Source organism: Parvimonas oralis (assembly GCF_047608425.1).
GTDB lineage: Bacteria > Bacillota > Clostridia > Tissierellales > Peptoniphilaceae > Parvimonas.
Window position 1 is genome coordinate 19,683 of sequence record NZ_JBLKRS010000002.1, and the last position, 19,507, is coordinate 39,189.

A 19,507-nucleotide genomic window follows, 5' to 3' on the forward strand; every position below is an offset into this window, starting at 1 on the left:
AATCTAAAAAAGTTTTTTAAATTCCTCTTGTGCTAAAATAAGCTCGTGAGTCATTGCAGGATCGAAAGAAGTATGACCGGAAATTGGAAAAATCAATTTTGAATTATTTAGTTTTTCGTGCAATAAATAAGCCCCAACAGGTCTGCAATCTACATCATATCTGCCATGAACAATTATTGTAGGAATATCTTTTATTTTTTCAACATTATTTAAAATATAATTTTCTTCAAAGAAACAATGATTTACAAAGTAATGGCATTCCATAATTGCCATTGAAATATCTTCATCAGTGATTTCTTCTGAAATAACTCTCGGTTCAAGAGCAACAACTGAATTTTCAAATGCACTAAAAGATTTTCCGTATTTTTTCTTTGTTTCATAGTCATCTGAAGTTAAGTATTTGTAATAACTTTGAACATAATCTTTTCTTTCTTCTTCATTAAAAGGAGATTTAAAGATTTCAAAAGCTTCAGGGAAAAACATTCCTGCTCCGCCTTGATACAACCACTTAATATCTTCATCTCTTCCCAAGAAAATTCCTCTAAGAATTAAGCCTACAACACTTTGTGGATAATTTTCTGCATAGTATAAGGATAGAGTAGTTCCCCAAGAACCGCCATAAACAAGCCATTTATCTATCTTTAAATGTTCTCTTATCTTTTCCATATCCTCTGCAAGATTTTGTGTATTATTGTCTTTTAATTCCAAAAATGGTTTACTCTTACCGCAACCTCTTTGGTCTATTGTTACTATTCTATAAAAAGATGGATCTAAAAATCTTTTAGATTTTTCTCCACAACCACAACCTGGACCACCGTGAACGAATACAACTGGAGCTCCATTTGGATTTCCTGATTGTTCGTAATAAATTTCGTGAATATCATCAACCTTTAGATATCCAAAGTCAAATGATTCAAATTCGGGAAAAAGTGTTTTAAATTCCATATTTACCTCCTAATTTATATGTTATTTAGTCTATACTATAATAAATAAAATCTTTTGTCAAGTTGTATTTTTTAGTCGAAATATGGTAAAATCATTAAATGAAATATTAGGAGGTTATATGATAGGAATAGTAGCGGCTTGTCTTACAACTTTTGCATTTGCACCGCAAGTTATAAAGATAATAAAAGATAAAAATACACAATCTCTTTCTTTGATTATGTGTATTATGCAAACAACAGGAATTTTCCTTTGGCTAGTTCATGGATTAAAGATAAAAGATTTTGCTCTTATTTTTGCTAACAGCATTTCTTTTGTTTTAGTTTTAATAATACTTGTTCATAAAATTAAATATAAATAGATTTATATAGAAAAATATGTTAAAATATAGCTAGAGTAAAATTTACTTAATAATTTTTAAGGAGCGAAGATATGGATTTACAAAAATTTAACAGAATCAAAAACGATGAAGGTTTTATAGCGGCTTTGGATCAAAGTGGTGGAAGTACACCGAAAGCACTTAGATTATATGGTGTAAATGAAGATGCTTATTCAAATGAAGCTGAAATGTTCGATTTAATTCACGAAATGCGTACAAGAATTGTTACTTCAAAGGCTTTTACTAAAGAACGTATATTAGGAGCAATTTTGTTTGAAATGACAATGGAAAGAAAAGTTAACGGTAAATTCACTCCGGATTATTTATGGAATGAAAAAGGCATTGTTTCATTTTTAAAGGTTGACAAAGGTCTAGCTGAAGAAAAAAATGGTGTTCAACTTATGAAAGAAATTCCAAACTTAGCTGAAACTGTAAAAAAAGGCGTTGAATATGGAGTTTTCGGAACAAAAATGCGTTCTGTAATTAAAAAAGCAAATGAAGAAGCTATCAAAGAAGTTGTAGCACAACAATTTGACTTTGCAAAACAAATTATCGCAGGTGGACTTGTTCCAATTGTTGAACCAGAAGTTGATATAAATTCAGCAGAAAAGGAAAAATGCGAAGAAATTTTAAAAAGGGAAATATTAAAAGAACTTGATAAATTAGAAGAAGGACAAGAAGTAATGTTAAAACTTACATTACCAACTGTTGCTGATTTCTATAAAGAGTTAGTTGACCATAAGAAAGTTGTTAGAGTTGTTGCTCTTTCAGGTGGTTACTCAAGAGAAGAATCAAATGAACTTCTTGCTAAAAACCACGGAGTTATAGCAAGTTTCTCAAGAGCTTTAACAGAAGGACTTAATGTAAATCAAACTGGGGAAGAATTCGACAAAATGCTGGACAGCTCAATTCAAAGTATATTTGAAGCATCAAGAAAATAATTTTTTAAAACAAAGGACTGTGAATCTAAATTCATAGTCTTTTTTTGGAATTAATTGAAATATTAGATTATATAATGTAAAATATAAATTAGTAAGGGTTTTGAATTTTATATTATAAAGGAGAGAATTTAAAATGAGAAAAATAAATTTTAGATATAACAAAAACACTCCAACTTTGCTACATATTATGGTTATTATAGGAATAGTGATAGGAATTCTTCTTTGTTATGAGTTTCTTATTTATTTAGGATTTGCAAGTACAAATGAGCCACAATATTTTAAAGACCATCCTAAGCATGCAGTATATTTGATTTTTGGATTAATTCCGATTTCTATGTTAGTACCTTTTTGGATTGTCTTTAAATTTTGGAGTAGAGAAGATGAAGATGCAGAGCTTGAACTATATGACGATTATGCAATTTTAAAGATGAAAAATGAAAAAATTAAAATTCAAAAGGGAGAATTGGAGATTAAATTTCCACAACCACAGGCAATTTTATATACTACATATATACTAAAATTACCTGACCAGAAAATTGTCTTTGTAGGCTCTTTAAAAGAAAAGAAAAAATCAAAGCTATCTTTAAACATTGCAATAAAAGAGCTATCTGCTTATAAAAAGAGAAAATATTTAAAGAAGATAAATTTATTTAAACAGTAGAAATTAAAAAGCTACTGTTTTTTTATTGTGATTTGCTTTTTTAATTTCAATGTAGTATAATAAGTATGAATAAACATACTTATTATACGGAGGTAGATATGAAAAGTAAAAAAGATGAAAAACTTCACGCTTGGACTGCGAAGGTAGGAACTAAAGGACAGATTGTTATTCCAAAAGAGGCAAGAAAAATTTTCTCCATAGAAACTGGAGATAATTTGTTAATTCTTGGAGATGAAAGAAGAGGGTTAGCCATTATGAATGGAGATGTGGCAACAAAAGTTTTGATGAATATTCAAGGTGATTTAAGTGAAGAAGATTAAAATATTGAAATTTATAGTGATATTACTTTTAGTTATAGTTGTTTCTGTTGTAATATATGCAATTTATAATCTAAATTATGACTATTCTGGTGAAAAGTTCAGAAAGAATAAGGCTTCAAGTTTAGGATTGGAAGAAAAACAATTTAATTTAAAAAATGGTAATGTAATAAATTATGTTGAAGGTCCAAATAATGGTCCGGCTATTCTATTATTACATGGACAAATGGTAGATTTGAAAGATTATCGTACTGTATTTCCTGAATTAGTAAAAAAGTATCATGTATTTGCACTTGATTATTATGGACATGGAAAGTCAAGTAAAAATCCTGATTTATACAATATTGAAAGCATAGGTTCCGATATTGCATCATTTATTCAAGAAAAAATTGGAGAAAAAACAATTATTTCAGGACATTCATCAGGTGCACTTATTACTGTTTATATAGGTGCTAAATTCTCGAAAAATGTAAAAGCGATTATTTTAGAAGACGGACCATTTTTTGCAACAGAAAAAGGACGTGCCGAAAATACATTTTCTTATAAAACTTTTGAAAATATTCACAATTATTTAACTGAAAAACCTAATACTACTTATTTTGAACATTATCTAAAGAATGATCCGATGCGAAAACTGTTTAATGAGGGTGGAAAAGATAATTGGGATAAAATTGTGGCTAAACCTGCAATGAAAAGATTTCAAAAGGATAAAACTAAGATACCGGTTGTTTGGTATTATCCACCAAAGTTAGGAGTAAATACTTTACTTCAATTAACAGCTAATTTACAAGATAAAACAGGTGATTATGACTTAAGATTCGGAGATGCATTCTATGATTTCAGTTTCTTTAAGGGAATAAAACAAGAGGAATTGTTAAAAGAAATTAAGGTTCCAACTTGTATATTACATGTAAAGGCACCGAAAAACACAGCTCCTTCTTATTATAATAAAGATGGACTTCTGATTTCTGCAATGGATGAAAAAGATGCAAAGCGTGTTAAAGAATTAATTAAAGGTAGTACTTTAATTGAGGGATTTGATTCCATGCACGACATTCACGGGGATCAGCCAAAAGAATATTTGGAAAAAGTAGAAGAATTTTTAAATAATATAGAAAAGTAAAATTGGTAGATTAGAATTCATTGGAGGAATATATGATAGGCATTTATTTAAGTGGAACAGGAAACACGAAACATTGTGTTGAAAAACTTGTAAATTTGATAGATGATAAGTCAAAATGTGTTCCTTTAGAATTTCCACAGATTATAGATTTATTAAAAGAAGAGGATGTGATTTTTTTAGGATATCCAACTCAATTTTCTAATGCTCCGTTTATGGTACGAGACTTTATTAAGAAAAATAGTTCTCTTTGGAAAGGAAAAAAAGTTTTTTGTGTAAATACAATGGGACTTTTCAGTGGAGATGGAACGGGATGTACTGCAAGAATTTTAAAAAAATATGGAGCAGAAATTCTGGGAGGCATACAGATAAAAATGCCTGACTCCGTTTGCGACAGTAAGCTTTTGAAAAAATCTATTGAAGAAAATAGGCAAATAGTAAAAAATGCCGATAAAAGATTAGAAGAAGTTGCAGAACAGATTAAAAAGGGAAAATATCCAAGAGAAGGTCTGTCTTTCATTGCACATTTGAAGGGATTTTTTGGGCAAAGATTATGGTTTTATCGTAAAACTATGGGATATACTGATAAATTAAAAATAAGTGATGATTGTAATGGTTGTGGTTTATGTAGTAGGGTTTGTCCAATGAAAAATATCCGCATAAAAGAGAAAAAAGCTGTTCCTGAAAACAAATGCACAATGTGTTATAGATGTATAAGTCTATGTCCACAAAAGGCAATTACTTTACTTGGCGATAAGGTAATTGAACGGTCTAGGTTTGAAAAATATGTATAATAATGTGATGATGAATATAAAGGATTAAATAAGTTGAAATTGTAGGATAAAATTATGAAGATATTGGAAATTAGAAAAAACAAAAAGCAGTATATGGAGCTTCTGATTCTTGCTGATGAACAAGAAGATATGATTGATAAATATATTGATAGAGGAATGATGTTTGTTTTAGATGATAATGGCATTAAATCTGAATGTGTAGTTACTGATGAGGGAAATGGAGTTCTTGAAATAAAAAACATTGCTACAAACCCTGACTTTCAAAGAATGGGTTACGGAAAAATTCTAATTGATTTTGTTGTTACTAAATATAAAAATCAATTTTCTACATTACAAGTTGGCACGGGAGATAGTCCTAAAACTATTGATTTTTATTTGAAATGTGGATTTTCTCGCTCTCATACTGTCAAAAATTTTTTTACGGATAATTATAATCACCCAATATATGAAGACGGTATCCAATTGGTTGATATGATTTATTTGCGTAGAGATTTATAAATTTGATTTTGTTTAAGCTAAAATACAGCAGTTTAACAGTAAGTCAATATGATTTACTGTTTTTTTATATTTGAATTATCAATAAATATGATGTAAAATATAAATTAGCAAATAAAAGTGGAATTTAAGGAGGCAATATGTGGTTAATAATTGGTATTGGAGCGATAGTTTTTGCAATATTGAATATTGTATTTTCACTTAATAATAAAAATTCAAAATGGTTCGGGTTTATAAGTTTATCACTAACAGCATTGACTTTATGTGCATTTTATTCTCAAGCTTCAAGCTATGTCCTTAAAGAAGATTGGAGTGCACTTATGGATGTCGTTCCATCAGTTAGTAGGATATTATGGTTTTGCGTTTTTATGTCTATTTTAATAAATGCGATTCCGCTTTTTAGAGATAAGAAATAGAAAAATAATTTAAACAGTAAGTCAATATGGATTTACTGTTTTTTTTGTATTTGAAATATCAATAAATATGATGTAAAATATAAAATGATAAGAAAATATTTTTAGGAGGCAGATATGTGGTTAATAATTGCAATTGCAGGAATTATTTTTGCCTTAATAGGTCGTGTTAAGGAATTTCGAGATGAAAATTTCATAGTTTTTAAAAGGATAAGTTTGTTGATAACTGCATTATGCTCTATAAATTTTATTTATTCCGCTATAATTTATAATTCTTATTTTACTGGAGGAAATTGGAGAATGTTTTTAGAGACAATGCCTGGAGATTCTAAAAATGTATTAATTTGCATTGGTCTATCTATTTATGTAAATTTTGTTCCGATTTCTATTTTTAGAAAATAGTCAAAATATAGCTAAATAAAATTCATTTAAAAGGGGGATATAATATTGGCTAGTTGGAGCGGTATAAGGAAAAAACTTGAAAAAGAATATCTTGCTGAAAGCCTACAAGGGCATATTCAATATTTTGCTACAACTTATAGCAAAAGTCCTGACCATGAGGGACGAGCAGCAATAAGATATGACGGAAAAGAAATCATCAAAGGTTGTTTTTGGAATAACTGGTTTAAAGCCGATTTATTTCCTAAAGATGAAAAATACGAAGAAAGAATGAAAAAAGAAAATGCATTTATGGACGATACAGCTTTAAAATTGGGAGTATTTGACCAACGTTGTTTTTATAAAGCCTTTGCAGAATTTGACAATCAAAGCATAGAAATGAGCCTAAAAAGTGAAAATTTACTAGTAAGAATTTTTGCAATTTTAGATAGACGAGTTGGAAAAAGAAAGTTGATTCAAATGAAAGAAACAATAGAAAATGAGCCGGATACATTTCAGGAGTTCTATGCAATTCGTATGAAGGCTGAAGGAATTATTTAAGTTTAAATAAATTTGGAGGAGAAGAGATTATGTTATTATTGGGCGTAAAAAAAGAAAATGATTGGCTTTTAGCTGAATATAATTTGACATATAAAGTTGGCTGGGAGAATATTTGTAAAGCAGTTAGTTTAGTATATGAATACTATGATAATGTAGAAATTCTAGTTGATAATAATAAAGTGAATATCCATTCAAAAGAAGAAATTTTACAATTAGACGAAGCGAGAACAATGACAATTCGAGGAGTTTCAAAGATTATTCAAGTTCCATTAATGATAACATTCTTTAATCAATTACAAACTGTAAGAGTTTCCGTTGCCTGTGCAACAGATGAGTTCAAAGATGCAGACTATAAGAAATTCAATATGTCATTAGGACAATACATGGATAGCATAGAATTGGCTATGTATAGGTAAAAAGAAAAAATTGAGGTATAGGAAATGAAAAAAAGAATCGCATTATTGGTTTATCCTGATTTTAGTTTGCAAGAAATTGCAAATCTAATGTATATATTTCGTTGGTATTTTGATACTTTTACTGATGTCATATATTCAGAATTAAGCTCTGTTAGGAGTGAAGAGGGAATTTTGATAAATCCTGTAAAAACTTGCTCTGAGTTTTGTAAAGATGATTATGATTGTCTGATTCTTTCAGGATGTAGTGACTTAAGACAACCCATACGAAATAAAAAAATCAAAGAATTTTTAGAAAGTTTTGTAAATGATGATAGTTTTGTCATTGGTGCAATTTGTTTCGGTCCAATATTCCTAGCACAAGCAGGTTTGTTGAAAGGAAAAAAATATACAGATTCTTTATTTGTTGAAATGAGAGAATCATTTGACTTTATTGAAGAAAATAATTTTTTACCACAATCAGTAGTTGAAGATGGAAATATTATAACAGCTGTTGGAAATGCATTTAATGAATTTGCAGTACAAGTTGCTAGGAAATTAGGATATGATTGTCCGGATAAAATATTAAGTGGTTATACTGACTCAAATGACATTAATGACTATATACATCATCTTCCTGAAGATGAAATATTAGAATTTAAAGAAGAATTTAAAGAATTTTTTTAAACAGTAAGTCGTAAGATTTACTGTTTTTTGCTGTATAGAGTTTGAATTTTATTTATTAATAACGTTAAGCCCTTAATCGAAGATATTTCCCAAACACGTCATCTCGACTGGAGCAGAGCGGAATGGAGAGATCTCATACTTTTGCTTTAGCAAAAGTAAATGTATCGAAGATACATAAATTATGTAAATCTCATAAGCCCACAAGCATATCAACTTAAATTGAATGAAATATATACTTATGATATAATCATAATAAAGTATTTGCAATGAAAATTTAGATATAATCTTCTTAAATAGAAAGGAGTAAAAAATGGTTTTAAATGAAAAACAATTAATATACGGTTATGATTATTACTTCAAAAATGAAAATAGACCTAAAAGTATTGTTGAGGTTTCTGAATATAATGGAGAAAGTGCAATTATAATAAATTGTACTCAATTGGATGATAGTTCTAATTCAAAGTACAAAACTGCAAAGGCAAGAAAAAATGTTGTAAATGAATGGTGTGATTTTTTAATTAAAAATCCAACGGCTTTTACAGAACTTACATTTTGTACAAGAATGCCACAAGAGTTGTTTAATGCGGTTTGTTCACAACAAAATCTTAAAAAATTATATATAAAATGGGGAGTTTATCCAGATATTTCAAAGATTTCAAATCTTGTAAATCTTGAATATTTGCATTTAGGCTCAGGTTCAAGTGTGGGAAGTATTGAACCAATTTCGAAATTAGAAAATTTAGTAGCTTTAACAGTTGAAAATTTTCAAAAAATTGACGATTATAGTCCACTTACAAAACTTAAAAAATTGGAAAGTCTTACAATTGAGGGGGATTGTTTTGCCCCAAAGAATATTCATATAGATTCTATTGATTTTTTGAAAGATATGAAGCAATTAAGATTTTTTAGATTTTTTACAAGTATTGTAAAAAGTAAGGATTACACTCCACTTTTAAGTCTTGAAAATATAGAACATTTATCTATTAAGCCGTTTAAAGAAGTTAATAAATTATATGATGAGATAATTAAATTACCTAAATTAAAATATGGAACAATTGTATTTAATCCCGAATTTTATAAAAAATAGAGGTGTTATAATGAAAAATGCAGTTATATACATACATGGGAAAGGCGGAAATTCTGTTGAAGCAGAACATTATAAAAAATTTTTTAGTGATGAATATAAAATTATTGGCTTTGATTACAAATCTGAATTTCCTTGGGATGCGAAGATAGAATTTTCAAAGTTTTTTGATTCCATAGTCTCTGAATATGATGATATTTACTTAATAGCAAATAGTTTGGGAGCTTATTATTCTATGCTTGCATTATCGGATAAGAAAATTAAAAAAGCTATGTTTATTTCACCAGTTGTAGATATGGAAAAAATAATTTTAAATATGATGAAAATGTCTAATGTTTCAGAGGAAGAATTATATAATAAAAAAGAAATTGCAACATCCTTTGGTGAAACTTTGTCTTGGGATTATCTTACTTATGTTAGGAATAATCCGATAGTTTGGAATATACCAACAGATATTCTCTATGCAGAAAATGACTTTCTAACTTCTTTGGAAACAATGACGAATTTTGCGAATAAAATCAATTCGAGTCTTACTATTATGAAAAATGGGGAGCATTATTTTCATACTGAAGAACAAATGAATTTTTTGGATAATTGGTTTAGTGAATTTATATAGTATTAGCTTAAGTTTAATCGAATTTGAGAGGATTAAGTCAGAAGTTGTGTATAATAAATTTACAAAAATGCTACTAAGATATTAATTAGTAGGTTTTTGTTTTAAAATAATATAAAGTAAATGCTGAATATATTGAATAGAATATGTTATTATGATATGGTTTAATAAAATTTAAACAAAATTAATGTTATGTTAATACGAAATTATAAATTTAAAGATATGAATGTTTTGAAAATGAAGAGAGATAGAATTTTAGAAAAACTAAGAAATTCTTAAATAGAAAAATCTAAAAATTGGACGAGAAGACTATTTATCAGAAGTAGATAAATAGTCTTTTTTGTGTGAACAAAAAGTTATTATTTATTTGTTTATTATGATTTTTGTAATATTAAGGTATTGACAATTAAGTTAGTTAGTGTTAATCTATTATTACCGATAGTTATGTCGGTAAGGAGGACAAAATGACTAGAGAACGACTAACATCAAGAGAAAGAAAATTGAAAATACAAAATATTGCATTAGATGTTTTTACAAGAAAAGGATATAAAAACACAAGTATGTATGATTTAGTAAAAGCTACTGGACTGTCCACAGGAGGTTTGTACCACTATTATAAAAGTACAACTGAAATTCTATACGATTTGATGTTAAGAGGTTGTAAATATCGAGAAGACATTATTGAAAAAAAGATATGTGAAATTTCTAAGCCTTTAAGTGTAGAGTTATTAGCTGAAATTACTGTTGATAGGGCACTTTCTACTAATATATTTATTCCAATATATGTTATGTTTTTGCAGTCAATGAAGGAAGATGAAGACTTACAGGAACTTTATAAAAAATTACAGGACAATTATATCAAAAATTTTAAACGAATGCTGGATGAATATGACTATGGAGAAATTTGTGAAGAATCTTTGAAATTACTCAATGATTTACTTAATACTATTATCTTGAGTTGTGAGACATTGGGAATTAGGGAACATTTAGTTTCACAACGTCAAGTTCTTGAGAAAATGATAATTGATGTTTTAATGATAAATAGAGAAGAGGTGTAATTAGATGAATAAAGATAGTAAAGAGCTCTTAACAGCTAAACCGTTACAAATATTAATTAAACTTTCGTTGCCGGCAATATTAGGGATGATTGTTATCGGCTTATATCCGCTAATGGATGGGATTTTTGCCGGCCAGATACTTGGAGAGAAAGCTATGACCGCTGTAGGAATTGCCACTCCGTTCACATATATCAATACGGGTATCGCAACTTTAATTGGGGTAGGTTCAGCGTCACTATTATCCAGAGCCATTGGAGAAGGAAATCAAAAAATAATAGATAAAGTTATGGGAAATCTTTGTTTTTGGATTCTAACATTGTCAACAATTGTTACTGTTTTAGGGATCTTATTTTGCCAACAATTACTTAGTGTATTTGGTGCAAAAGGAGAACTTTTAAATCTTTCTACTCGTTATTTACGAATTATTTTTATAGGGTCTATTTTTGTAAATTTCGCGCAGGCAGCAAATATGGTTATGCGTGGCGAGGGGTTGATGAAACGAGCAATGCTTATTATGGGAATTGGTGCAGGTGTAAATATATTGTTGGATCCGATTCTTATGATACTATTTAGAGAGCGTGGTATTGAAGGTGCTGCTGTCGCTACGATAACAGCACAATTTGTTCAGGCAATTTTTACTCTTTGGTATTTTAAGAAAAAAAGTAAAGTTGTAAAAATTGGGATAATTAGAAAAGAAGGGGATATAACCGTAGATATGTTTTCCGTAGGTGTTTCTGCTATGCTTATGCAGGTGTTAACTATTATTCAGCAGAGTTTTCTTTATAGTCAAGCTTTTCGTTATGGTGGAGAAACATCCGCAGCTATTATGGCGGCTATCTTAAGAATACAGGCTTTTTCATTCATTCCACTTTGGGGAATGAGTCAAGGATTACAACCTGCTATTGGTGCCAATTTTGGAGCAGAGCAGTATGACAGAGTCAAAAAAATATTCAATGTTTTCGCTATCAGTTCTATTATATTAGCTGCTTGTTTTTGGATACCTTCAGAAATTTTTGCTAAACCAATTCTTGGATTATTTGGATTATCCGATGAAACACTATTTTTAGCTATTCCGAATTTCCGCATAATGTACAGTATTTTTATTGCTTATGGGGTAATGATTATGACTATAACATTTTTTCAAGCGATTGGAGATGGTAAAACAGCCGGTATTTTAGTTATGTTAAGACAGATAATTTTGTTTATTCCAGCTGTAATTTTATTACCTCGTATGATTGGGGCACAGAGCCTTTGGTACGTTTTGCCAATAATTGATGGAGTCGTTGTGTTACTAGGAATTCAGAGATATTTTATGGCAGTAAAAAAAATGGAGAAAAAATAGATTATATAGAAAAACGGTAAATTGTGAATGATTTACTGTTTTTTATTGTGAAACAACAAGGTTCCCAGGAACCCACCCGATGCGAAGCATCGTGGAAGGGTAGGGTTCTTATTGATGAAAATAAAAGATAATATATTATGTAATTGAAAAAATTAGTCGAAAAATTGAAAAATCCCCAAAAAAGATAAAAAACTAATTCGAGTATTACTATTATGAAGAATGGAGAGCATTATTTTCATACCGAAGAACAAATGTATTTTTAGGATAATTGGTTTAGTAAATTTATAAAAAATGAGTAAAAAATATTTACTAAAATAGTTGTTATAAATTAAAAAGCAAGGATTAGAAAAATACAGTGATGTATTTTTGGGAGAATATGTAGATGGAAAGTTAATTCTAGCTCCTTATAGTTCAAAATAACAAAGATTAAATAGATAGTAAAAATGCTATTTTTTGTTTATAAATAAGGAATAAAATAGTGAAAATTTAAATATGTGCAAGGATGGCTGCGTTAAAAAATTTATATAGGGATTTAAATTTTGTTATATTTAACAATGAAATGAATATCTTAAATGGTAAATGTGATATAATTACAAAAAAATATAACAAAATCTATTTATTAACAAATTACTTGTATAATTCACAGTTGGGTTTATTTTTTATATTTTTATTCATTAGGGCAATTTTTTTCAAAAAAACACCTACATAATATGTAGATGCTCAAATTGAAATTTAAAATAAAAAAATATATCTTATTATAAATATTTTTAACCTATTTACTATTGATTAATATTCTTTTTTCTCCATAATTATAATTGAAGATTTTACTGATAATCCAATCATAATAAGACCTATTAAAACTATTCCTATACAAATCATTGACATTGAAGATTTATTGAAAAGTTCAGCCAATTTTGTAATTAAGTCGGATTTTTCTTTTAGGAATGTAGATAATGCAAATATAACAAAGTAAGTTATCACCATAATAAGTCTACCTTTTTCTGCGCCGTATTTCAGTATAAAGGGCAACTGAATAGCAGACATCAGAATACTTGCTATCAAAGTAATAATTGAAATGAAAACTATATATTCTATAGTCATTATATTTTGAATTGTTAACAAAATAAATATACATATAGAACCAATTAGTCCAAATGCAAAGGCAAAAAATAATTTACTCAAAACGTAGCTACTCTTTTTGATAGGCATTGAAAAGGCATATTGCTCAAAATTTGATTTGGTATCATATCCAAAAGAAATAGCGGTTAAAATTAGCGGTATCATTGCACATATGAGAGGAATCATAAAAATTGCATTTTCATAAATTCCATAAATAGCAAGGGCAACACAAATAGTAATTGTTAATAATAAAGTCTTTTTTAAAGTTGCTATGTCTTTTAAAATTAATGCAGTCATTATTTTTTCACTCCTTTCACGAAATAAATCATAATATCTTCAATAGATGGTTTTTGAAATATAATGCCATTTGGAATGAGGTTCTTTTTAACAAGTAACTCTTGTCCAAAGGAATGTACTCTTCTTCCTACGATTGCTTCTTCATCAATACTTGTTACCTCTTCATTTGATAAAGTACAAATACCATAGTTTTCTTTTAATTCATCCTTTGTTTCCATAAACAAAATTTTTCCATCATTAATAAAAGCAATATAATCAGCCACCTTTTCCAAGTCGGATAAGATATGTGAAGAAATAAGAATTGTGTGGTTTTCATCTTGCATAAAATCAAGTAACAAATCTAAAATTTCTTCTCTTACAATAGGATCTAATCCACTTGTTGCTTCATCTAGAATAAGAAGTTCTGCATTATGAGATAAAGCAACAGCCATAGAAAGCTTCATTTTCATACCTCGAGAATAGTTTTTAATAATTTTTTTCTCTGGTAAATTGAATTTTTCTTTAAATTTATAGAATGAGTTTTTATTCCATTTTGAATAAACCCTTGAACAGAATTTTTCAACATCTATCAATGTCATTTCTTCTGGTACTAATAAATCATCAAATACAATACCTAGTTTATCTTTAAGACCAACACTACTAGGATTTATCTCATCTAAAATTTTTATCTCTCCAGAATCTTTGTTTAACAAGCCTATGAGTAGCTTTATTGTTGTACTCTTTCCCGCTCCGTTCTGACCAATGTACCCAACTATTGTTCCTTTAGGAATAGTAAGACTTATCGGTCCTAGCTTAAAGTTATCAAACTGTTTTACTAAATCTTTAATTTCAATAGCATAATTACTCATACTTTCCCTCCACATAGCTTTTTAACATCTGTACCAATTCATCATTAGTAATTCTTGCAATTTCTGAAAGTTCTACTATTTCTTGTAGTTTTTCTTCAATTTTTTTTAAATATTCTTCTCTGATTAATTCTTTATTTTGAGCTGCAACAAAGTTACCTTTACCTTGTACCGAGTTTATAAATCCATCAAGTTCCAATTCGTCATAAGCTCTTTTTGCTGTAAGCATACTGATTCTGAGTTCCTTAGCTAAAAATCTGATTGATGCTAATTGTTCTCCAACTTTTAAATCTCCTGAAATTATTTGTACTTTTATTTGATTTTTTATTTGTAAATAAATCGGGTCATCGCTCGAATTGTTAATTTGTATATTCATCATCTATCTCCTGCTGTTTATTGTGTTCTAACTGTTATTATTATATCATAACACTAAAAAGAATTCAACCCCTATATTATTGAATGAAGTGAATATATTTTATTCTATATTCCAAATACTCCTGTTTTTGCATTTGTTAGTATAGTAATTGTGTAATAATATGGAATAATATTTTCTAAATATAGCAAAAAGCAAAGATATATGATAGAATTATGCTATGTAAGTAGGTATTATATGAAAGGAGATTTCACTGTGGCTAAAGTAACTAAAGAACACATTTCAGCGAAAGGATTTGCAATTCAAATCTATACAGAAGACTTTAAAAATGACTATATAAGTCTAACAGATATTGCAAAGTATAAGAATATTGAAGAACCAAATGTAGTTGTTGCAAACTGGATGAGAAACTATAACACTATTGAATATTTAGGTATATGGGAACAGTTAAATAATCCGAACTTTAACCCCCTCGAATTCGCGGGGGTTAAATGAAAGTAATTCTTAAGGTTATGAATAATAGACAATACTATTTTATTGTAGAAGAGCAGATGAAATTTCTTTATAGTTATTTATAAGAAACTATTAAATAATATTCATTATTATCTTATATAAAATTATTTATATTAAGATATTTAAAATTTAATTTCGTTGGAGGTGAATATAATTTGGAAAAAGAACAAAAAGAAATTCCTTTTTTAAAAATTATATATTTTGATGAGGAAGCAGCTACAGACTTAATATATATGAAAAACAAAGGGAAAGCAATAGAGTCGATAGTTGATAATCAAAAATCGAATTCATCAGCTGATTTAACTGCTAATGCTGAAATTAGGACAAAAACTAGTATATTTTCTTTATTTGGACTTAAGTTTAATATTGGTACAGGGGCATCTATTGGTTATAGTTCAGAACAATTAATTAATCAAGCAATAACTAATACAGTTTTGACTGATTATTTAGAATTAATAGCTGAGGATGATATTATCCAAGAATTTAAGAAATCAGTAGTTAATCCATACAAAAACTCACTTAGTTATTATAAAATTATAACACCATATATGCTAATGACTGAGGGAAAAATGGATGCTGGTGATTTTAAAGTAAATGTACAGCTTATTGATAAAGCGATAAAAAACGGGAAAGGATATTTTGAAATGATTTTAAATAATTCAAGTTCAAATGAATCTTATGTATTAAGATTTAATTTAAAATCTTTTAAAAATTCTTATTCTTTGACCGATTTGGTTAAAATGGAATTAACATATCATGCTGTAAAGGTAGGTAGAATTCGATTAACAGATCTTGATATAGAAAGAGAAATTTCATTTGACAATAGTAATAATTTTGTTGATGGAACAAAGATTGCAAGAGAAGATGTTGAAAATGACAAGAATTCTTTTGTTGACGTATTTGATGTAATTTTATCTGGAGTTGAAAATGATTAAAATTTTTTATGGACCAGCCATCGAGTTTGAAAAAACTATACCTAAGAATGCTGATAGAGTTACTTTAACTAAACTTTTATCAGAGTTAGATTCTAAAAATAGAGAATTAAAAATTGTTCGAGAAGGTGATAATAATGACAGAAGTTCAATGAAAAATATTGAAAATTTGGTTATAACAACAGAAGAATATGCTAGGCTAAGTGAATCTGGAATAAATGGATTTCTAACACTTATAAGCGAGGTCAATATAACAAATATGTATATTCAAAATCCTCCAGAAGTTATATTTGAGCAATTAAAAAAGTGTTATGAAAGTAATATAAAAAGGCAAGAATTTAAACACAAGAAGATTAATGAAAATGATTTAAATTATTTTTATAAAGGTTTTTCAAATATAATTTTAGGGCAAGATGGCGCAAGGGATAAATTGATGATTAATTTATATAAAATTGCAAAAGGATATAATAAAGGAAAACCACTTGTAATTATGTTATATGGACCTTCAGGTGTAGGGAAAACTGAAACAGCAAAATATTTAAGTAAAACTATTGGGGTTAAATTATTCAGAAAACAGTTTTCTATGTATCAGAATATGGCATTTGCTGATTATGTTTTTGGTTCTAATCATAATTCTTCTTCACTAGCTAGAGATTTATTAGATAGGGATAGTAATATTATTTTATTTGATGAATTTGATAAACCAAGCAGTATTTTTTATAGTGCATTTTATCAGATGTTTGATGAGGGAAAATTTGTTGATAAAAATTACAAAGTAAATTTAAAAAATAGTATTATTATTTGTACTTCTAATTTTTTGAATTTAAAAGATATAAAAAAGTCGCTTGGAGATGCAATTTTTAGTCGTTTTGATTCATTTATAGAATATGAAGAACTTTCTGACAATGTTGTAAAAGAAATGATTAAAATAAAATTTAATAGCATTTATAAATCTTTAAATAATGAAGATAAGAAATTCATAAATTTTGATGATGATGTAGATAGAATTCTAACTTGTTCAAAAAAATTAAAAAATGTAAGAGATATTGATAGAGTTATTAATGAATATGTTTTTTCTAAAATTATAAATGAGAAATTTGAAATATAGTCTGATATGTATGACTATTTTACAACTTTTTAATAATATTTGAAAATTATATAATTTATATAATTTTGTTTTCTTATGTATTTAAATTAGAATTATTAATTTTAAAGGCCTTGGGTTTATCTTTGATTTAAAGATATTTAAGAATATTTTTTAAAATATTAGTATTCTTAAACCTTCTTTTTTGTGTATAGTAAAATTTATATTGTTATATTACCTATTCTCTCTTTTCACTAAACAAACCTACTCGCAAATCACGAGTAGGTTTGTTTTTTCTTTATTTACTCACTACAAATACTACTGACGGGGAGTTTTCTTCGTCAAATTCGTCTTTTTTGAAGTTTCCGTAGATTTTGTATTTTAGTCCGAGTCTATTTACGAATGAAATTAGGTCATCAACTAGTAGTGGAACTAGGAGTTGTGTGTTTTCAAATTTTTCGTTTTCTGTTGTAAGAACTGTGTTGAAACGAATTTTGCTGTTTTCTCTGTAGTAGTTTCTTGTAAATTTTACTTTTGTTCCAAGAGTCGGTAAGGCTCCAAGGAATAGGTCGTTTTTAAGAATGAAAGGTTTGAAGTTTACCCAGCTTAAGACTAATTTTCCGTTTTCTTTTAGTAAACCCATAGTTTTTAGGATGAAGCTACATATTTGGTTTATGTCTTCCAAATGTGCAATTGTTGTTCCAATGCAATAGCAGACGTCAAATTTTTCTTCAAAGTCTAATTCTAACATATTTTTTTCATATACTTTGAGTCCTTTTTTTCTTGCTTCTTCTACCATGCTTTGTTCTAAGTCAATACATATTACATTTTTCCCTAAGTTTTCCAAGTTTTTTGCAACGAGTCCTGTTGCACAGCCTATGTCTAAATAGTCTTTTCCGTCTGATATATTATTTAAAAAATTTAGTTGTGCTTCATTTGTTGGGAAAATATCTTCGTAGTATTTACATATTTCTTTATAAAATTTATTCATAGAAACCTCCATTCTAAAAAATATAATGTTATAGTTGATTATACCCAAAAACTTTTATTATTTATATCAAAAAATACCTAAAAAAACTTGTTTATATATATATTTTTTTGATATAATCATCTTAGGAGGGTGATTGATTATGAACAAGAAAATAATATTTGGAATTGTTTTGTTGCTATCTGTTGTATTAGCAATATATGGATATATGGTTTTGCCGGATGTTATAACTGTACAGATTGATTTAAAAGGGAATCCTTCGAATGTGGTATCAAAATTACTAGGACTTGGTACAACTTTTGCTATTTCAGTTATTGGAGCAATATTTTACTATTTCTCGGAGGAAAAAGGATTTAAGTTTTTGTCCATTTCTCTTATTGGAATAATCCTTTCTGTTATTACCATATTATTTAATATATAAGTTTTAAAGTTGTTTTAATTTTATTTAAAACAACTTTTTGTTTATTAGCATTTTACATTGTTTTGTGGTAAAATATATTCGAATAGATTAATTATATTTAGGAGGCAATTGATGAAATTTTTTATTGACACAGCGAATGTTGATGAGATAAGAGAGATTAGTAAATGGGGCATTCTTGACGGTGTTACTACTAATCCGTCTTTGATAGCGAAAGAGGGAAGAGATTTTGTTGAAGTTATAACTGAAATCACTTCAATCGTTGATGGTCCTATTTCAGCGGAAGTTATCAGTCTTGAAGTGGAAGGAATGGTAAAAGAAGCTAGAGAACTTTGTAAGATAAATAAGAATATTGTAATAAAAATTCCTATGACTGAAGAGGGATTAAAGGCAGTTAATGTTTTGAGCAAAGACGGAATAAAGACAAATGTTACTTTGATTTTCTCAGCAACTCAAGCACTTCTTGCAGCAAAGGCTGGAGCAACTTATGTAAGTCCTTTTTTAGGAAGACTTGATGATATTAGCTCTGAAGGAATGATTTTAATTGAAGATATTTTTGAAATTTTCAGTAATTATGCGATTACAACTGAAATCATTGCTGCATCTGTGAGAACTCCAATGCATGTTCTTCAAATTGCAAAAAGTGGAGCGGATATTGCAACAGTACCTTATAAGGTGTTCAAACAAATGTTAAAACATCCGTTAACTGATATAGGAATTGAAAAGTTTTTAAAAGATTGGGAAAGTGTAAAATAATAGGA

Annotated in this window: 25 protein-coding genes and 1 pseudogene; 21 read left to right on the forward strand and 5 right to left on the reverse strand. The window is 28.1% G+C overall.

Annotated elements, in window-relative coordinates; all coding sequences use genetic code 11:
* Positions 1-3: 3 nt before the first annotated feature.
* Entirely contained in the window at positions 4-945 is a 942-nt protein-coding gene (gene pip / locus ACMX2D_RS03525; protein WP_414971366.1) for a prolyl aminopeptidase, read from the reverse strand.
* Between the two features lie 118 nt (positions 946-1,063).
* On the opposite strand from pip, the gene ACMX2D_RS03530 reads away from it, so the two are divergent.
* The 16 genes from ACMX2D_RS03530 (at position 1,064) to ACMX2D_RS03605 (ending at position 12,177) form a co-directional block, all read left to right on the forward strand.
* Positions 1,064-1,303 carry a SemiSWEET transporter gene (locus ACMX2D_RS03530; protein ID WP_009448346.1) on the forward strand — a complete coding sequence of 80 codons (240 nt, stop codon included), beginning with the start codon at positions 1,064-1,066 and terminating at the stop codon, positions 1,301-1,303.
* 71 nt (positions 1,304-1,374) lie between these two features.
* The gene (locus tag ACMX2D_RS03535) at positions 1,375-2,262 is read left to right on the forward strand and encodes a fructose bisphosphate aldolase (protein WP_414972720.1); all 888 of its coding nucleotides are present in this window, start codon (positions 1,375-1,377) and stop codon (positions 2,260-2,262) included.
* A gap of 133 nt (positions 2,263-2,395) precedes the next feature.
* Complete coding sequence (locus ACMX2D_RS03540) at positions 2,396-2,923, forward strand: hypothetical protein (RefSeq protein WP_414972721.1); 528 nt, start codon at positions 2,396-2,398, stop codon at positions 2,921-2,923.
* 98 nt (positions 2,924-3,021) lie between these two features.
* Positions 3,022-3,243, forward strand: coding sequence for an AbrB/MazE/SpoVT family DNA-binding domain-containing protein (locus tag ACMX2D_RS03545; protein ID WP_414972722.1), 222 nt, complete (start codon positions 3,022-3,024; stop codon positions 3,241-3,243).
* The gene (locus ACMX2D_RS03550; protein WP_414972723.1) at positions 3,230-4,363 is read left to right on the forward strand and encodes an alpha/beta fold hydrolase; all 1,134 of its coding nucleotides are present in this window, start codon (positions 3,230-3,232) and stop codon (positions 4,361-4,363) included. The genes ACMX2D_RS03545 and ACMX2D_RS03550 overlap by 14 nt, the downstream gene beginning before the upstream one ends.
* A gap of 32 nt (positions 4,364-4,395) precedes the next feature.
* Positions 4,396-5,154, forward strand: coding sequence for an EFR1 family ferrodoxin (locus tag ACMX2D_RS03555; RefSeq protein WP_414972724.1), 759 nt, complete (start codon positions 4,396-4,398; stop codon positions 5,152-5,154).
* Between the two features lie 54 nt (positions 5,155-5,208).
* Positions 5,209-5,652: a GNAT family N-acetyltransferase gene (locus ACMX2D_RS03560; protein WP_414972725.1), complete on the forward strand. Its 444-nt coding sequence runs from the start codon at positions 5,209-5,211 to the stop codon at positions 5,650-5,652.
* A 137-nt stretch (positions 5,653-5,789) separates the two neighbouring features.
* Complete coding sequence (locus ACMX2D_RS03565) at positions 5,790-6,065, forward strand: hypothetical protein (protein WP_414972726.1); 276 nt, start codon at positions 5,790-5,792, stop codon at positions 6,063-6,065.
* A 114-nt stretch (positions 6,066-6,179) separates the two neighbouring features.
* On the forward strand, positions 6,180-6,464 hold the full coding sequence (locus ACMX2D_RS03570; RefSeq protein ID WP_414972727.1) for a hypothetical protein: 285 nt from the start codon (positions 6,180-6,182) through the stop codon (positions 6,462-6,464).
* Between the two features lie 45 nt (positions 6,465-6,509).
* Entirely contained in the window at positions 6,510-7,001 is a 492-nt protein-coding gene (locus tag ACMX2D_RS03575) for an SF0329 family protein (protein ID WP_414972728.1), read from the forward strand.
* 29 nt (positions 7,002-7,030) lie between these two features.
* The gene (locus ACMX2D_RS03580) at positions 7,031-7,417 is read left to right on the forward strand and encodes a hypothetical protein (RefSeq protein ID WP_414972730.1); all 387 of its coding nucleotides are present in this window, start codon (positions 7,031-7,033) and stop codon (positions 7,415-7,417) included.
* 24 nt (positions 7,418-7,441) lie between these two features.
* Positions 7,442-8,080: a DJ-1/PfpI family protein gene (locus tag ACMX2D_RS03585; protein ID WP_414972731.1), complete on the forward strand. Its 639-nt coding sequence runs from the start codon at positions 7,442-7,444 to the stop codon at positions 8,078-8,080.
* 310 nt (positions 8,081-8,390) lie between these two features.
* Complete coding sequence (locus ACMX2D_RS03590; RefSeq protein WP_414972732.1) at positions 8,391-9,167, forward strand: leucine-rich repeat domain-containing protein; 777 nt, start codon at positions 8,391-8,393, stop codon at positions 9,165-9,167.
* Positions 9,168-9,177: 10 nt separating this feature from the next.
* Positions 9,178-9,780 carry an alpha/beta hydrolase gene (locus tag ACMX2D_RS03595; RefSeq protein WP_150263393.1) on the forward strand — a complete coding sequence of 201 codons (603 nt, stop codon included), beginning with the start codon at positions 9,178-9,180 and terminating at the stop codon, positions 9,778-9,780.
* Between the two features lie 461 nt (positions 9,781-10,241).
* Positions 10,242-10,835, forward strand: a complete 594-nt coding sequence (locus ACMX2D_RS03600) for a TetR/AcrR family transcriptional regulator (RefSeq protein ID WP_150263391.1) — start codon at positions 10,242-10,244, stop codon at positions 10,833-10,835.
* 4 nt (positions 10,836-10,839) lie between these two features.
* Positions 10,840-12,177, forward strand: a complete 1,338-nt coding sequence (locus ACMX2D_RS03605) for an MATE family efflux transporter (RefSeq protein WP_118059187.1) — start codon at positions 10,840-10,842, stop codon at positions 12,175-12,177.
* A gap of 786 nt (positions 12,178-12,963) precedes the next feature.
* Here ACMX2D_RS03605 and ACMX2D_RS03610 read toward each other — a convergent pair.
* The 3 genes from ACMX2D_RS03610 to ACMX2D_RS03620 are packed head-to-tail and all read right to left on the reverse strand — an operon-like array spanning position 12,964 to position 14,814.
* Positions 12,964-13,593 carry an ABC-2 transporter permease gene (locus ACMX2D_RS03610; protein ID WP_150263383.1) on the reverse strand — a complete coding sequence of 210 codons (630 nt, stop codon included), beginning with the start codon at positions 13,591-13,593 and terminating at the stop codon, positions 12,964-12,966.
* Entirely contained in the window at positions 13,593-14,441 is an 849-nt protein-coding gene (locus ACMX2D_RS03615) for an ABC transporter ATP-binding protein (protein WP_414972733.1), read from the reverse strand. Before ACMX2D_RS03615 ends, ACMX2D_RS03610 begins: the two co-directional genes overlap by 1 nt.
* Positions 14,434-14,814: a GntR family transcriptional regulator gene (locus ACMX2D_RS03620; protein WP_414972734.1), complete on the reverse strand. Its 381-nt coding sequence runs from the start codon at positions 14,812-14,814 to the stop codon at positions 14,434-14,436. The genes ACMX2D_RS03615 and ACMX2D_RS03620 overlap by 8 nt, the downstream gene beginning before the upstream one ends.
* Positions 14,815-15,066: 252 nt before the next feature.
* Here ACMX2D_RS03620 and ACMX2D_RS03625 point away from each other — a divergent pair.
* The 3 genes and pseudogenes from ACMX2D_RS03625 to ACMX2D_RS03635 form a co-directional block, all read left to right on the forward strand.
* Positions 15,067-15,291 (forward strand): annotated as a pseudogene (locus ACMX2D_RS03625) (KilA-N domain-containing protein); the annotation flags it as partial.
* Between the two features lie 188 nt (positions 15,292-15,479).
* Positions 15,480-16,259 (forward strand): DUF6414 family protein, encoded by a 780-nt coding sequence (locus ACMX2D_RS03630; RefSeq protein WP_414972735.1) that lies wholly within the window; start codon positions 15,480-15,482, stop codon positions 16,257-16,259.
* Positions 16,252-17,364 (forward strand): AAA family ATPase, encoded by a 1,113-nt coding sequence (locus ACMX2D_RS03635; RefSeq protein WP_414972736.1) that lies wholly within the window; start codon positions 16,252-16,254, stop codon positions 17,362-17,364. The genes ACMX2D_RS03630 and ACMX2D_RS03635 overlap by 8 nt, the downstream gene beginning before the upstream one ends.
* Before the next feature lie 274 nt (positions 17,365-17,638).
* Here ACMX2D_RS03635 and ACMX2D_RS03640 read toward each other — a convergent pair whose 3' ends face one another.
* Complete coding sequence (locus ACMX2D_RS03640) at positions 17,639-18,331, reverse strand: class I SAM-dependent methyltransferase (RefSeq protein ID WP_414972737.1); 693 nt, start codon at positions 18,329-18,331, stop codon at positions 17,639-17,641.
* Between the two features lie 139 nt (positions 18,332-18,470).
* On the opposite strand from ACMX2D_RS03640, the gene ACMX2D_RS03645 reads away from it, so the two are divergent.
* Positions 18,471-18,749: a DUF1648 domain-containing protein gene (locus tag ACMX2D_RS03645; RefSeq protein WP_118059183.1), complete on the forward strand. Its 279-nt coding sequence runs from the start codon at positions 18,471-18,473 to the stop codon at positions 18,747-18,749.
* Between the two features lie 111 nt (positions 18,750-18,860).
* Positions 18,861-19,502, forward strand: a complete 642-nt coding sequence (gene fsa, locus ACMX2D_RS03650; protein ID WP_414972738.1) for a fructose-6-phosphate aldolase — start codon at positions 18,861-18,863, stop codon at positions 19,500-19,502.
* Positions 19,503-19,507: the final 5 nt, after the last annotated feature.